This is a genomic window from Candidatus Chloroploca sp. Khr17 (genome assembly GCF_004138165.1).
Classification (GTDB): Bacteria; Chloroflexota; Chloroflexia; order Chloroflexales; family Chloroflexaceae; genus Chloroploca.
The window spans coordinates 14,269-29,963 of record NZ_RYFF01000009.1 but is presented as its reverse complement, the minus strand read 5'-3'; the positions used below and the strand labels follow the sequence as shown (position 1 = coordinate 29,963).

Genomic DNA, 15,695 nt, shown 5'->3' with positions numbered 1-15,695 from the left:
GCCAGGACATCCCTCTGGTAGCCCTAGGATTGTGGCGGCGCACACCTGGCAGGTTTCCAATACCCAATAAGCGGATTATGTACTGAAAAACCATAACGCCTCGGCGACGGCGTGCAAAGGCGGCCTGTTGCGGGGCTATCTCACCTTGGCGCAGTTGAGGCCGAGGCGCGGCCGCCATGCCTGGTGACAGCAGAAAATATATACAGTATTTTTATACGGTGATCCCTTGTGTGGTCAGGCTCTCGGGTGTATGATCGCACGCACGAGGGAGATGCTCACCGGCGAGCGCCATTCATTTTAGGGCGTTCCCATGACAGCCGACCCCTTGTGCCGACTGCCGCGTCGGCGTTTTTTGTTGCCCGCGATTGACCTATCGCTTACGTTGGAGGAGATGTTTTCACATGGCTTCATTGCTCAAACGCCTGTTGATCGGCAAACCAATTGCCACAGAGCACCAGCACCACGAGCGGCTGAACAACATCACCGCCCTGGCGGTCTTCTCCTCCGACGCCCTCTCGTCGGTCGCCTACGCTACCGAGGCCATTCTCGCCGTGCTCATCGTCGGTGGGGCGTCTGCCCTGGGCCTTGGCTTGCCCATCGCAGGTGGCATTAGCTTTCTGCTGCTTGTCGTCGCGATCTCGTACCGGCAGACCATCCACGCCTACCCGAACGGCGGGGGCGCCTACATTGTCGCCCACGAGAACCTCGGCCAGTTGCCCGGCCTCATCGCCGCAGCGGCCCTGCTGATCGACTATGTGCTGACAGTCGCGGTCTCGATCTCGGCCGGCGTCGCCGCGATCACCTCCCTCGCAACCAACTGGGGGGCGCCCTGGCTAGCCCAGTACGCCGTCGAGATTGCGCTGCTCTGCATTCTCGTTGTTGGCCTGGCCAACCTCCGCGGTGTGAAGGAGAGCGGGGCGGTCTTCGCCGTCCCGACCTATCTCTTTATCGTATGCATTCTGGCGATGGTCGCCTGGGGTGTCGGACGTATGTTGCTCGGCACGGCTCAGCCCGTCGTGCAGGCGGTCGCGCCTGAACTCCACGCCGGCGAGGCCCTCGGACTGTGGCTGGTGCTGCGGGCCTTTGCTGCCGGCTGCACTGCCCTCACGGGTGTGGAGGCGATTTCCAACGGCATCCCCGCCTTCAAGCACCCTGAAGCCAAGAACGCCGCGACAACCTTGAGTTGGATGGTTGGCATCCTGGGTACGATGTTCCTCGGCATCACCTGGCTCGCCGACCGGCTGACAGCTGTGCCGAACGAGGTCACGCACGAGACGATCGTCTCGCAGATTGCCCGCACCGTCTTTGGGGTCGGCCCGGTCTACACCATTATCCAGGTGGCGACTGCCCTGATCCTGGTTCTGGCCGCCAATACGGCCTACGCGGACTTCCCGCGCCTGGCTTCACTGCTTGCCAAGGATCGTTTTCTGCCACGCCAGTTCTCGTCGCGCGGTGATCGTCTCGTCTTCTCCAACGGCATTGTGGTGCTCTCGCTCTTTGCGGCCGGCCTTGTGGTTTTCTTTCGTGCCAACGAGATCGCGATGTTGCCGCTCTACGCCATCGGCGTGTTTCTCTCGTTCACGCTGTCGCAAGGTGGGATGGTCATCCACCACCTACGCGAGAAGGAGCCGGGCTGGCGGTTGGGCCTTGGCATCAACGGTCTGGGCGCTGGGTTGACGGCGGTTGTGCTGGTGGTGCTCGTGATGACCAAGTTCACCCACGGGGCCTGGGTGGTTCTTGTGCTCATCCCACTGCTAGTGGTGATTTTCCAGGCGATCCATCGCCACTACGTGCGGGTGGCAGCGCAACTCTCGCTCGCAAATGCGACAAAGCCGAAGCCGGTACGCCGACTGACTGCGGTTGTGCTGGTTAGCGGCCTCCACAAGGGCACCCTGCCAGCGCTGCAGATCGCCAACGCATTAGCGCCCAACAATGTCACAGCGGTGACGGTAAACATGGATGCTGAGTACACCGAGAGGATTCACGCCCGCTGGCAAGACTGGGGCTGCGACGTGCCGCTGGTGGTGCTCGATTCGCCGTACCGCTCACTGATTACCCCACTGCTCAAATACATCGCCGAGGTCGATGGGCGCTATCACGACGATGAGGTCATGGTGATCTTGCCCGAGTTTGTGCCCGCCCACTGGTGGGAGCATCTGCTCCACAACCAGACGGGCCTGATTCTTCGCACCGCCCTGATGTTCCGGGCAGGCAAGATCGTCGTCAGCGTGCCCTACAAGCTCGAGCAATAAGACATTGTAAGGGCGTTCGCCCTTACAATCCGTTTTTCTGGCGCAAAGGCCAGTTGGCCTTTGTGCCAGAAAAGCAGAGCTTGTTGGCGGCCGTAGGCCACCAGTGCAGCGAAACGCGTTAGTGCGAGGCGGTAGCCTCGGGACCCACGGTCGGTGGGTGGCCTTCAAGCGGGATGGTGAAGCGGAACATGGCCCCGCCCTCAGGCTGGTTCTCGGCCCAGATTCGCCCGCCGTGGGCCTCGACCATGCCCTTGCAGATTGCCAGCCCGAGCCCGACATTGCCCCGCCCGCTGTCAGCGCCGCCGCGATAGAACTTGTCGAACACCCGCTGCTCGTCGCCAGGGGCGAGCCCCGGCCCCCGGTCGGTGACCGACACCTCAACAGCGGGCTGCGGTTGCCCTGCGGAGGCCGGGATAAAGCGCGCAGCAAGGCGGATCGGTGTGCCGAGGGGCGTATGCTTCACGGCGTTGTCGAGCAGGTTCACCAGCACCTGCTCGATCAGGATGCCGTCGAGCAGAACCAGGGGCAGGTCGGCTGGTAGCGTGATGTCAAAGGGCCGTGAGCCCGGCAGGAGGCCCGATGGTTCATCACCGTCGGCAACTTGAGCAACCGCCACCCCTACTACTTCTTCCAGGGGCTGCCACTCCTTCCGCACATGGACTGCCCCAGACTCCAGGCGCGTCATCTCTAGCAGGTTCGTCAGCAGCCGTTTGAGGCGCTCGGCCTCGTCGCAGGCCGTCCGAGCAAGATCGGCGCGGGTGTCGCGATCTAGCTCGTCACCGTCTTGCGTGAGACTGGAGAGCGCACCGGTGATAATCGCCAGCGGCGTACGCAGATCGTGGGAGACCGAGGAGAGCAGGGCCGAGCGCAGCCGCTCGGTTTCGGCGGCTAGGGTTGCCTGCTCGGCCTCCACCGCGAGGCCTGCCCGCTCCAAGGCTAGCGCGGTCTGGCTGGCGAAGGTCTCCAGCAAGTGTACCTGCTCAGGGTTCAGCAGTTGCGTCCGTTGCCGGGGGCGCACCCCGAGCACGCCGACGCTGCGCCGTGAGCCGATCAGCGGTAGGTAGAGACCCTCGGCGCTTGGCAGCGTATCTGTGCCTAGCCCGGCCCGCTCGGTGTGGTCAAAGACCCACTGCGCCACCCCCTGCTCGGCCCCGCTCAGGCCAAACAGGTGTGCCGGGTCGATGCCTTCTGACCAGCCGCTCACCTCGCCCCAGGGCCGGAGCATGCGGTCGGCGCAGGGGAGCAAGATAACCACCTGGCTGTCGAACACTTCGGCGATGTGGCGCACCGCCACGCGGAGCAGCTTTTCCGTCCCGCGGGTGCTGGCGAACTCGCGGCTGAGCACATAGAGGGCCGCCGTGCGCCGCTCGCGCTGCCGGGCCGCCTCGGCCTGCTGGCGGAAGCGGATGGTCAAGTTGCTCACCACTAGGGCAACCACGAGCATCACGCCAAAGGTGATCAGGTAGCGCACGTCGGTGACGGTGAAGGTGCTGCGGGGATTGACGAAGAAGAAGTTGAAGCTCAGCACACTGAGCATCGCTGCCAGGGTTGACGGACCACGGCCGCCGGCCAACGCCACGCCGAGCACACCCAGCAGGTAGAGCATAATGATATTTGCTTCGCCGATGCCAAGCTGGTCAACCCCCAGGGCGAGCAGAGTGCATACCGCCACCAGGACTGGCGCAGCCGCGTAGGTCTGCCATGGGCTCGTGAGCTGGAGCGGCGTGCGCAGGAGTGGCTCGGTATCGCCGAAGTCGCCCGAAAGCACGTAGATGTCGATCACGCCGCTCTTGCGGAGCAGATCGTCGGCGACCGAGCCAAAGAGCATATCCTGCCAGCGGGGACGTTCGGGCTTGCCGATCACGATCTTCGAGATATTGCGGGTGCGTGCGTAGGAGAGGAGCTCAGCGGCGGCGTTTGTGGCGCTGAGGGTGAGCGTTTCTGCGCCGAGTTGTTCGGCGAGGCGCAGGGTTTGCACCGCTCGCTCGCGCTCAGCCTCGGGGCGACGCAGTTCCGTGGGCGTCTCAACATAGGCGACAATCCACTCGGCGCGCAGACCGGCGGCCATCTGGCGGGCTGCGCGCACCAGGTGCGCCGCCGATGGCCCCGAGCTAATGCCGACCAGCAGGCGCAGCGCTGTCGGCCAGGGTGTAGAGATCGCATTGTCGCGCCGGTAGAGTTCCATCTGGGCGTCGACGCGGTCGGCGGTGCGCCGCAGGGCCAGTTCACGCAGCGCGATCAGGTTGCCCTTGCGGAAGAAGTTGCCCATTGCCCGCTCGGCGTTCTGCGGCAGGTAGACCTTGCCTTCACGCAGGCGCTGGAGCAGGTCATCGGTGGGCAGGTCGATCAGCTTGACCTCGTCGGCCTGCTCGACCACGGTGTCGGGCACGGTCTCGCGCACAATCACCCCGGTGATCTGGGCCACAACATCGTTGAGGCTTTCAAGATGCTGGACGTTGACCGTGGTGTAGACCTCGATGCCGGCGGTAAGGAGCTCGTGGACATCCTGCCAGCGCTTGGGGTGGCGGGTGCCGGGGGCATTGGTGTGCGCCAACTCGTCCATCAGGATAAGCCGGGGGCAGCGGGCGAGGGCGGCGTCGAGATCGAACTCGCGCAGGGTAACGCCGTGGTAGGACAGCTCCTGGTGCGGCAGTACCTCCAACCCATCGAGCAGCGCCTGGGTCTCTGCACGGCCGTGGGTCTCGACGATGCCCACGACAACGTCCACCCCCTCGGCCTTGCGGGCGTGGGCTGCCTCGAGCATTGCATAGGTCTTGCCGACGCCGGGGGCGGCACCGAAGAAGACCGTCAGGCGCCCTCGGGTAGCGGCGGCTTGCTCGGCCTGCACGCGAGCCAGTAGGGCATCAGGATCGGGCCGGCTCTGGTCGCTCATCACGCTCCTCGTCTACGGTGGGCTGGAGGCGTTGCTTGCATCGTTCAGGCAGCGCCTCAATTGTAGGTCACGGCTCCATTGTAGACCACTGCAGACCAGTAAGGTGCCGTTTATACAGAATTTTTACGCCCCGGTCACTTTTTATACGCCACTTTTATACCCATCAGGATTACAGTATCTACAGGGTTCGTGACCAACCATGAGAGGTAAGAGATGGATCTGGTCTTTCTCGGACTGACGGTGCTGTTCTTCGCCCTGACCTGGGGGCTGATCGCGTACAGTGACCGATTGATGGGAGGCAAGTGATGGATGTGCTGTACCTCGTTGGTGCTACGCTGGCACTGGCGCTGATGGTCTACCTGTTTGTCACCCTATTGCATCCGGAGCGTTTCTGATGACTGCCAACGGATGGGTGCAGATCGTTCTCTACCTCGTCGTGCTGTTCGCGCTGGTCAAGCCGCTGGGTTGGTACATGGCGCGCGTCTACGAGGGCCAGAACGTCGGGCTGAATACCCTGCTCGCCCCGCTCGAGCGGCGCTTGTACCGTCTGCTCGGCACCCGCGAGGACGCGGGGCAGAGTTGGAAGCAGTACGCCATTGCCGTGATCCTCTTCAACGCCCTGGGCATGCTGGCGGTCTACGGGCTTCAGCGGCTCCAGGCCGTGCTGCCACTCAATCCGGCCATGTTGGGTGCGGTGACGCCCGATTCGTCCTTCAACACTGCGGCCTCGTTCGCCTCCAACACCAACTGGCAGGGCTACGGCGGCGAGGTGACGATGAGCTACCTCACCCAGATGCTTGGCCTGAACGTGCAGAACTTCCTTTCGTCCGCCTCGGGCATAGCCGTGCTGGTCGCGCTGATCCGCGGGCTACGCGGGCGCACCACCCAGAGCATCGGCAACTTCTGGGTCGACGTGACCCGCACGACGCTCTACATCCTGTTGCCACTTGCGTTGATCCTGGCCCTGGCCCTTGTCTCACAGGGGGTCGTGCAGAGTTTCAACCCGCCAACCGAGGTGCCGCTGCTGCAGGCGACCACCGACGGTGACGGCAACCCAGTGACGACCCAGACCCTGCCCGTGGGTCCGGCGGCCTCGCAGGTTGCAATCAAGCAGCTAGGCACCAACGGCGGCGGTTTCTTCAACGTCAACTCGGCCCATCCCTTTGAAAACCCGACGCCGCTCACGAACTTCTTGCAGATGCTGAGCATCCTGCTCATCCCGGCGGCGCTCTGCTACACCTTTGGCACGATGGTGGGCGACACCCGACAAGGCTGGGTGGTGCTGGCCGCAATGACGATCATCTTCGTGCCGCTGCTCGTGCTGGCGGTCGTGCAGGAGCAGGCGGGCACGCCGCAACTCGCGCAGCTTGGCGTGAACCTTGTGGCGAGCGACGCCCAGGCTGGCGGCAATATGGAGGGCAAGGAGACCCGCTTCGGCGTGGTGAACTCTGCGCTCTGGGCGGCGGCGACGACGGCGGCCTCCAACGGCTCGGTGAACTCGATGCACGGCAGCTACACGCCGCTCGGTGGGCTGGTGCCGCTCTTCCTGATGCAACTCGGCGAAGTGATCTTCGGCGGCGTGGGCTCGGGACTCTACGGGATGCTGATCTTTGCGATCATCGCGGTGTTCATCGCCGGGCTGATGGTGGGGCGCACGCCCGAGTACCTGGGCAAGAAGATCGAGGCCTTCGAGATGAAGATGGCCTCGCTGTTCATCCTCATCCCCTGCGTGGTGGTGCTCTTCTTCACCGCTCTGGCGGTGTCCACCCCCTGGGGCAAGGGTGCGTTGTACGACCCGAACATCAGCTACACCTCGATCTACAACCCGGGTGCCCACGGCTTCAGCGAGGTGCTCTACGCCTACAGCTCGATGGGCAACAACAACGGTTCGGCCTTTGCCGGCCTGGGGGCGAACAACCCCTTCTACAACACCACCGGCGGCCTGGCGATGCTGATTGCGCGCTTCTGGCTGATGGTGCCCGTGCTGGCGATCGCTGGCTCGCTGGCCGCCAAAAAGACGGTGCCCGTCGGCCCCGGCACGTTGCCGACCGATACGCCGCTCTTTGTCGTGATGCTGATTGGCGTGGTGATCATCGTCGGTGCTCTGACCTTTATCCCAGCCCTGGTGCTCGGCCCGATCGTCGAGCACCTGCTGATGCTGGGGCTGTAGAGGAAACAAGAAAATGACCCTGCAACCGCAGTCGCGCCCACTCTTTGAGGCGGCGATCGTTCGCCAGGCCATCGTGGCCTCGTTCCAGAAGCTGGACCCGCGCATCCAGATCCGCAACCCGGTGATGTTTGTCGTGCTGGTGGGCGCAATGCTGACCAGCGTGCTCTGGCTTCAGGCCCTCGTCGGCCAGGGCGAGGCTCCCGCCAGCTTTATCTTCGCGATCAGCGTGTGGCTTTGGTTCACCGTGCTGTTTGCCAACTTTGCCGAGGCGATGGCTGAGGGCCGCGGCAAGGCCCAGGCCAATACGCTGCGCAAGTCCCGCCGCGATGTGCAGGCCAAGAAGCTCCGCGAGCCGCGCTACGGCGCTCAGTTCAGCCCCGTCTCGTCGGGTGATCTGCGGGCTGGCGATGTCGTGCTGGTCGAGGCCGGCGACGTGGTTCCCTCGGATGGCGAGGTGCTAGAGGGCGTGGCCTCGGTCAATGAGAGCGCGATCACGGGCGAGAGCGCCCCGGTCATCCGCGAAAGCGGCGGCGACCGCTCAGCCGTTACTGGCGGCACCACGGTGCTGAGCGACTGGCTGGTGGTGCGCATCACCGCCAACCCCGGCGAGACCTTCCTCGACCGCATGATCGGCATGGTCGAGGGGGCCAAGCGCCAGAAAACGCCCAACGAGATCGCGCTCAACATCTTGCTGGCCGCGCTGACGATCATCTTCCTGCTGTCTACCACTACGCTGCTGCCCTTCTCGCTCTTTGCGGTGCAGGCCAATGGCACGGGCGCACCGGTCACCGTGGCCGTACTGGTGGCGTTGCTGGTATGTCTCATTCCGACCACGATCGGCGGGTTGCTCTCGGCCATTGGCATCGCAGGCATGGATCGCATGATTCAGGCGAACGTCATCGCGATGTCGGGTCGTGCGGTCGAGGCCGCCGGCGACGTGGATGTGCTGCTGCTCGATAAGACCGGTACCATCACCCTGGGCAACCGGCAGGCGGTGGCCTTCATCCCCGCCAATGGTATCAGCGAGCAACACTTGGCGGATACCGCCCAGCTCTCCTCACTGGCCGACGAGACACCCGAAGGCCGCTCGATCGTCGTGTTGGCCAAAGAGAAGTATGGCATCCGTGAGCGCAATGTCCAGGAGTTAGGGGCAGAGTTCGTGCCCTTCACAGCGCAGACACGCATGAGCGGCGTGAACCTCAGTGGCAGCATGGTGCGCAAAGGAGCGTCCGACGCCATCCAGCGCTACGTCGAAAGCCAGGGCGGCCAGTTTCCCCCCGAGGTACGTTTGACGGTCGAGACCATCGCTCGTCGTGGCGGCACGCCGCTGGTGGTGGCCGACAAAGCGAAGGTGCTGGGCGTGGTGCAGCTCAAGGACATCGTCAAGGGCGGGATGAAAGAGCGCTTTGCCGAGCTGCGGCGCATGGGCATCAAGACGGTGATGATCACCGGCGACAACCCGCTCACGGCCGCCGCCATCGCCGCCGAGGCCGGCGTAGACGACTTCCTGGCCGAGGCCACACCCGAGGCCAAGCTCCAGCTCATCCGCGAGTATCAGACCGGCGGGCGTCTGGTGGCGATGACCGGCGACGGCACCAACGACGCGCCAGCCCTCGCCCAGGCTGACGTGGCCGTGGCGATGAACTCGGGCACCCAGGCGGCCAAAGAGGCCGGCAACATGGTTGACCTGGACTCGAACCCGACCAAGCTGATCGAGGTGGTCGAGATTGGCAAGCAACTGCTGATCACGCGCGGCTCGCTGACGACATTCAGCATTGCCAACGATGTGGCTAAGTATTTTGCGATCATCCCGGCGGCCTTCGCTGTCACCTACCCGCAGCTCAACGCGCTCAACGTGATGGGCCTGACCTCGCCCTCGAGCGCGATTGCCTCGGCGGTCATCTTCAACGCGATCATCATTCCTTTCCTCATCCCGCTGGCCCTACGCGGCGTCAAATACCGCCCGATGGGTGCGGCCCAGCTGCTGCAGCGCAACCTGCTGATCTACGGACTGGGCGGCCTGATCGCCCCGTTCATCGGCATCAAGCTGATCGATGTGATGCTGACCGTGCTCGGCCTAGCGTAGCTAGCTTTCGTGCGCGCAAAGGATTGTCTCCAATGAACCTAATCGGACAACAGTTTCGCCCGGCCCTGGTCAGCCTGCTTGTGCTGACCCTGATCACCGGCATCGGCTACCCGCTGCTGGTTACCGGGATCGCCCAAGTCGTCTTCCCCGCCCAGGCGAACGGCTCGCTGATTGTCGAAGACGGCCAGGTTAGGGGCTCGAACTTGATCGGCCAGCCCTTCGATGACCCACGCTACTTCTGGGGTCGGCTCTCGGCCACGGGGGTGCATCCCTACAACGCCTTCAACGGCGACGCGCTGGTCGGCTCGTCGGGCTCAAACCTTGGCCCGCTCAACCCGGCGCTGGCCGAGGCAGTGCAGGCCCGGATCGACGCCTTGCGCGCTGCCGACCCGCAGGCCACCCCGCCCTACCCTGCCGATCTGGTCACTGCATCGGGCAGCGGGCTCGACCCGCACATCAGCCCAGCGGCGGCAGCGTTTCAGGTGCGGCGGGTGGCCCAGGCCCGCGGCCTGAGCGAGGAACAGGTGCGCGAGCTCGTCGCGCAATACACCGAGGGCCGCGACCTCGGCCTCCTGGGCGAGATGCGGGTGAACGTGCTGCGCCTCAACCTGGCCCTAGACGCAATACCTTTCAAATAAGGCGGTTTTTTTGACGCAAAGGCGCAAAGGTTTTCGTGCAGGTGCGCTCACCCTTCGCGGCTTGGCGTGAGCTTCTTTGAAACGTATTGGCCCTAGACCGGCTGTAGGTGCGCGGCATATGCGCCGCAGGCAACAGAAGGGCGCAATACGTGGCAGCGCCAGGGCAATCGCATCTTCCATGTATGCACCCCACCAGGGCACCCGCAAGGGGTGCCCGTACACCGGACCCGGCCCTGTAGGGGCACCCCTCGCGGGGGCCCACCCCTCGCGGGGGCCCACCCCTCGCGGGGGCCCACCCCGTGGTTGTCGGGTGCGCCTACAGGGCCGGGGGCCGCCGTTTGCGCCGCTGGTTGCATGCACATGCTGCCACAGAGAGCGCATGTTTGTATCCGGTTTCGTATGATGCGATCGACCTAGCGGCAGCACTTATGCCTCTGGCAGATCGGCTGCCGCCATTGGTATAATACAGGTGCTGCCAGCGTCATCGGCACCTGAGCCACGGCGAGCGGGCGGCGAGGGAACAGGATGCTGATGCAGCCACAGCTAGCCATCCTCGTCATCGAGGACGAACTCCAGATCCGACGGTTTCTGCGCACCTCACTGGTGAGCCACGGCTACCGTGTGCTCGAGACAGGTACGGGCCAGGAGGGTGTCGAACAGGCGGCGCAGCTACAACCGGCCTGTGTGATCCTTGACCTCGGCCTACCAGATCTAGATGGTCTGGAGGTGCTCCGCCGCATTAGGAACTGGTCGACCGTGCCGGTGGTCATCCTCACCGCTCGCGGCCAGGAGCAAGACAAGATTGCCTTGCTCGACGCCGGGGCCGACGATTACCTGACCAAGCCCTTTGGTGTCGGCGAGCTCCTTGCGCGCATCCGTGTCGCCCTGCGCCGCACGGCAAGTACAGCGGTCGGCGAGGCACCAGTCGTGAGCTTTGGCGATATCCAGGTGGATCTGGTCCGGCGAACCGTGATGCGGAACGGCGTAGATGTCCATCTCACGCCGATCGAGTACCGCTTGCTCGTCACCCTGGTTCGTAATCTGGGGCGGGTCGTCACACAGCGCCAATTGCTCCACGACGTCTGGGGGCCAGAGTATGCTGACGCTGCGCACTATGTCCGCATCTATATGCAGCACCTCCGCCATAAGCTTGAGGCTGACCCATCGCGGCCCCGCTATTTGATCACCGAGCCGGGAGTTGGTTACCGGCTTCGTGACGAGGGGTAGCCGCACCGCCACGACGTCCGCGTTGCTCGCGTAGCAGCGGCGGCTGAAAGATCATAAGGGCGGAACCTGACATTGTCAGGCAAACCATTGTGCGTTCTTGCCTGCTGATCCCGCTTCCCCGGTTCCTGTACCCGTGCTATGCTGAGGGTAGCGCCACCTCGCCTATCTACGTGCTGGCCCTGTCACCTGCTGGTGAGGGCTAGCCGGACGTGCACTGTCGCCCCAGCACTCTGTCGGTCTGGGCACCAAAAGGCTTGATACATTTCACATACGCACGAGCAGGTCAAGGGTCGCGGGGCGATCCGGCAGCGCACACTGTCGCGCTGGGATCAAGCTTGCCAGTTCGTTTGCCCGCCACCTCGGCGGCGCGAAAGGAAATACCTATGAGTTCTGACCCTCGTGTGCTTGGGCCCGCCCATACCGCTGATCGGCATCGCAAGAGTGGGCAAAAGGCCCGTCTGCGGGCGCTGATTGCCTTGACCCTCATTGTGCTCTGGATCCTCGCCGCCCTTACTGGTTTCCTCCTGTATGTTGCGCCGGCAGGCCCGCACTCGGGGGGGCTCATTATGCTCATCCTGACCAAAGCCCAGTGGGCCAACGTTCACTTCTGGCTCAGCGTTGCGGCAAGCCTGGTCACGATGATGCACATCGTCATCGACTGGAAGGCTCTCACTGGGTGTGTACGCTTTCTGACCAGTGTTGAGCGCAAGCCGATGGCGTAGCGTTTGACGCAGAGGAGCCTGCTATGAACATGAAACAGCAACGCGACCTCTCAGTTTCGATGCTACGCGCCAATGTGGTCGCGCTGGGCATTGGTCTCCCTATCGCGCTAGCGCAGCTCAGCCTCTTTGTCTTGCTGCGCGGCGAGCTCCAGGTGACGGTTACGTTGCCAGGGGCGGTCTTGTTCTTCGCGGTGATGCTTGTCAGCATTGCGGTGCATGAATTGATCCACGGGCTGACCTGGCAGTTTGCGAGCAAGAGCCCAGCCACGCGTGTCACCTATGGCGTCCAATGGAAGATGCTGACGCCCTACGCCCATCTGGAAGGCCCCATTGACATAGGTGCCTACCGGCTCGGCGGGCTGATGCCTGGGCTTGTGCTGGGCCTCATCCCCTACGCGCTGAGCCTCATCATGGACAACGCAGCCCTGCTGCTCTTCGGCGTGATCCATACCCTTGCTGCCGGCGGCGATTGGCTCGTGCTATGGCTGCTGCGCGGGGTCAGGCCAGGGACGCTGGTGGAAGATCACCCGTCGCGGGCGGGGTGCTATGTGCTTGATGTGGAGGGGACGCCAAGCTAAGGCTTGCAGTGACGGCTCCGCTCAATGATCCAAGGAAGCAACCAATGGCCCATCTTGATCCCGCGGTGGCCTATCAGCACCCAGCCGAAACCGTTCTCGTCGCCTTTGACAGTGACGCCATCAATGGCCTCGCCACTGAGGAGGCGCACCGACGCCTTGCCCAGCATGGCCCCAACATGCTCCAGGCCGAAACGCCAACCCCAGCCTGGCGGCGGTTCCTGGCTCAGTTTCAGAACGTGCTGATCGGACTGCTGTTGATTGCTGCCATAACCTCGCTGGCGCTCTGGGCCTATGAAGGTGCCACATCGGTGCCCTACGAAGCCCTGGTGATCTTCGCGATTGTGCTTTTTAACGGGGTGCTGGGCTATGTCCAGGAGGCGCGGGCGGATCGCTCGGTCGCGGCGCTGCGGGCGATGACCGCAGCCGAGGCGTCTGTGCTGCGTGATGGGCAACTCCAGCGCGTGCCGACCCGCGACCTGGTGCCCGGCGATATGATGCAGATCGAAGCGGGCGACACGATCCCCGCCGACGGGCGCTTGACCTCCGCCATCGCGCTCCAGGTCGCCGAAGCCTCGCTCACCGGTGAGAGCCTGCCGGTCGCGAAAGACAGTAACCCGCTGCCCCAGGAACTCAGTATCGGCGATCGCAGCAACAGCGTATTTAGCGGCACAGCCGCCAGCTACGGTCGTGGTCGTGCGGTGGTGACTGCGACGGGTATGCACACTGAAATGGGCAAGATCGCGGGGATGCTGCAGCAGGCCACGCGCGACCCGACGCCGCTTCAGCAGGAACTCGATCGCACAGGCAAGCTGCTGGGCCTGATCGTCGTGGGCATCGCGGCGGTGATGATCGCAATGATCGTCGTGATCGATGGCATCCGTGATCTGAACGGGCTGGTGGATGTGCTCATCCTGGGGGTAGCATTGGCCGTGGCCGCCGTGCCCGAGGGACTGCCCGCCATCGTGACGGCGGTTCTGTCGCTGGGCATGCTGCGCATGGCCAAGCGCGGAGCGATCATCCGCAAGTTGCCCGCAGTCGAGACGCTTGGCTCGGCCAATATCATCGCGTCTGATAAGACTGGGACGCTGACCAAAAACGAGATGACCGTGCGCACGATTGTGACTGCTAGCGGGCGTGTGGAGTTGCGCGGCACAGGCTATGCCCCCGAGGGCGAGTTGTGGCAGCATGATCAGGTTCTGGACGACGATACGCTACGTGCCGAGGTAACGGCCCTCCTCCGCGCGGCCGATCGGGCGAATAATGCTGTCCTTCAGGAGCACGAGGGGCGCTGGGTAATCCAGGGCGATCCCACTGAAGGGGCGCTCATCGTCGCCGCGCGCAAGGCAGGTCTCACCGACACGGCCCTCGACGCACGCTTTCCGCGGGTTGGCGAAATGCCGTTTTCGTCGGAGCGCAAGCTGATGAGCACCGTCCATACTGACGCCGAGCACCCTGACCGTTTGTTTGTTTTCACCAAGGGTGCCCCCGGCATCCTGCTGGCCCGGTGCCAGGAGGAGTGGATGGATGACGGTTCTCATCAGCTGAGCGAGGAACGTCGCGCGCACATCCTTGCGGCCAATGCGGAGCTTGCCGATGCCTCCCTGCGCACGCTGGGGATTGCCTTTCGCACCCTGCCGCCAGATGCGCTTGCCAACCCCGATGCGTTGAACGAGCAGGTTGAGCAGAAGTTGGTCTTTTTGGGACTGGTTGGCATGATCGACCCGCCCCGAGCTGAGGCCGGAGCCGCCATCGCGCTAGCCAAAGGTGCCGGTATCCGCACCATTATGATCACTGGCGATCACCCCCAGACCGCAGCCGCCATTGCGCGTGAGCTCGGCATCGTCACATCGTCTGCTGCAATCACGGGCGCAGAGTTGGAGCGCATGTCAGATGAGAAGCTCAGGACCGTCGTAGACGAGGCGTCGGTCTATGCCCGCGTTGCCCCAGAGCATAAGCTGCGCATCGTCAAAGCCCTGCAACAGAACGGCGCGGTGGTGGCGATGACCGGCGATGGTGTGAATGACGCGCCTGCGCTCAAAGCGGCCAATATCGGGGTGGCGATGGGCATCAGCGGCACGGATGTCTCGAAGGCAGCCGCCGATATGATCCTGACCGACGACAACTTCGCCACCATCGTGGTAGCGGTAGGCGAGGGCCGCTCCATCGTCGCCAATATCCAAAAGTTCCTGCGCTTCCTGTTGTCGAGCAATATCGGCGAGGTCCTGACCATGTTCGGGGGCGTTGTGCTGGCGGATCAACTTGGCCTGACGGCCAGCGGCGATAGCGCGATCATTGCCCCGCTGCTCGCCACCCATATGCTATGGATCAACCTGGTGACCGACGGCGCCCCCGCGCTCGCGCTCGGTCTCGACCCCGCCGACCCTGCGGTGATGCAGCAGCAGCCCCGGGCGCAGGGCAGCGGGGTGATCACGCGCACGATGTGGTTTGGGATCGCCTTTGTCGGCGTCATCATGGCCGTTGGAACGCTTCTGGTACTCGACGCCGCTTTGCCGGGCGGCCTAATCGCCGGCTCGGGCACCATGGCCTATGGCCGGACGATGGCCCTCACAACGCTCGTACTCTTTCAGATGTTCAATGTCTTGAACGCACGCTCGGACACGCACAGCGCCTTCTACCGGCTCTTCCACAATGCCTGGCTGTTTGGTGCCGTCGTCCTATCGCTGGTACTCCAGGTCGCGGTGATCTACGTACCGCTCTTGCAGCGCGCCTTCGATACCGTGCCTTTGCAAGGCAGCGACTGGCTGACCTGTGTACTCGTTGCCAGCAGCGTGCTCTGGCTGCGCGAACTGAGCAAGGCGGTCTGGTATCTGGGCCGCCTGGCTGGGGGCATGGGCAGCAAGCGGAGGACCACAGTTGAAACACCCTGATCTGCGGCGGTTCACCTGACGCTCTATCGCCGCCGCTGCCATTATCGCCAGACGACGAGCCCATCGGAGCCACAGGGTCTCTCCTGACAAGGTCAGGTGAATGGCGCTCAGGGGCGCGGCCTTGCCCGCTAGAACACCCGCGCTGCGCGTGCTATGCTGAATCATACTGCCCGCCTTGCACGATCGCCCCGACCACGTGCGCACTCCCCTTTTCCGTCATGCCCTTCCCCTGAGCTACCGC

10 protein-coding genes are annotated in these 15,695 nt (G+C 63.8%); 9 read left to right on the top strand and 1 reads right to left on the bottom strand.

The genetic code is table 11. From position 1 onward, the window contains the following. Positions 1-401: 401 nt before the first annotated feature. Positions 402-2,252, top strand: a complete 1,851-nt coding sequence (locus tag EKD05_RS07560) for an APC family permease (RefSeq protein WP_129671835.1) — start codon at positions 402-404, stop codon at positions 2,250-2,252. A 118-nt stretch (positions 2,253-2,370) separates the two neighbouring features. Here the strand turns inward: EKD05_RS07560 and EKD05_RS07555 are convergent, their stop codons facing one another. Continuing rightward, positions 2,371-5,145 (bottom strand): sensor histidine kinase KdpD, encoded by a 2,775-nt coding sequence (locus tag EKD05_RS07555; RefSeq protein WP_129671834.1) that lies wholly within the window; start codon positions 5,143-5,145, stop codon positions 2,371-2,373. 305 nt (positions 5,146-5,450) lie between these two features. Here EKD05_RS07555 and kdpF point away from each other — a divergent pair, with 305 nt between their 5' ends. The 8 genes from kdpF (at position 5,451) to EKD05_RS07515 (ending at position 15,454) form a co-directional block, all read left to right on the top strand. Continuing rightward, entirely contained in the window at positions 5,451-5,540 is a 90-nt protein-coding gene (gene kdpF / locus EKD05_RS07550) for a K(+)-transporting ATPase subunit F (protein WP_129671833.1), read from the top strand. Beyond that, a complete protein-coding gene (gene kdpA / locus EKD05_RS07545; RefSeq protein ID WP_129671832.1) occupies positions 5,540-7,315 on the top strand; it encodes a potassium-transporting ATPase subunit KdpA in 1,776 nt (591 codons plus the stop codon). The genes kdpF and kdpA overlap by 1 nt, the downstream gene beginning before the upstream one ends. A gap of 13 nt (positions 7,316-7,328) precedes the next feature. Then, positions 7,329-9,401 (top strand): potassium-transporting ATPase subunit KdpB, encoded by a 2,073-nt coding sequence (gene kdpB / locus EKD05_RS07540; protein WP_129671831.1) that lies wholly within the window; start codon positions 7,329-7,331, stop codon positions 9,399-9,401. Positions 9,402-9,433: 32 nt separating this feature from the next. Further along, the gene (gene kdpC, locus EKD05_RS07535; RefSeq protein WP_129671830.1) at positions 9,434-10,039 is read left to right on the top strand and encodes a potassium-transporting ATPase subunit KdpC; all 606 of its coding nucleotides are present in this window, start codon (positions 9,434-9,436) and stop codon (positions 10,037-10,039) included. 528 nt (positions 10,040-10,567) lie between these two features. Further along, positions 10,568-11,266: a response regulator gene (locus EKD05_RS07530; RefSeq protein ID WP_370374886.1), complete on the top strand. Its 699-nt coding sequence runs from the start codon at positions 10,568-10,570 to the stop codon at positions 11,264-11,266. Between the two features lie 383 nt (positions 11,267-11,649). After that, positions 11,650-11,988, top strand: coding sequence for a DUF4405 domain-containing protein (locus EKD05_RS07525; protein ID WP_129671828.1), 339 nt, complete (start codon positions 11,650-11,652; stop codon positions 11,986-11,988). Between the two features lie 23 nt (positions 11,989-12,011). Next, complete coding sequence (locus tag EKD05_RS07520) at positions 12,012-12,566, top strand: DUF3267 domain-containing protein (RefSeq protein ID WP_129671827.1); 555 nt, start codon at positions 12,012-12,014, stop codon at positions 12,564-12,566. Positions 12,567-12,610: 44 nt separating this feature from the next. Continuing rightward, positions 12,611-15,454: a cation-translocating P-type ATPase gene (locus tag EKD05_RS07515; protein ID WP_129671826.1), complete on the top strand. Its 2,844-nt coding sequence runs from the start codon at positions 12,611-12,613 to the stop codon at positions 15,452-15,454. Positions 15,455-15,695: the final 241 nt, after the last annotated feature.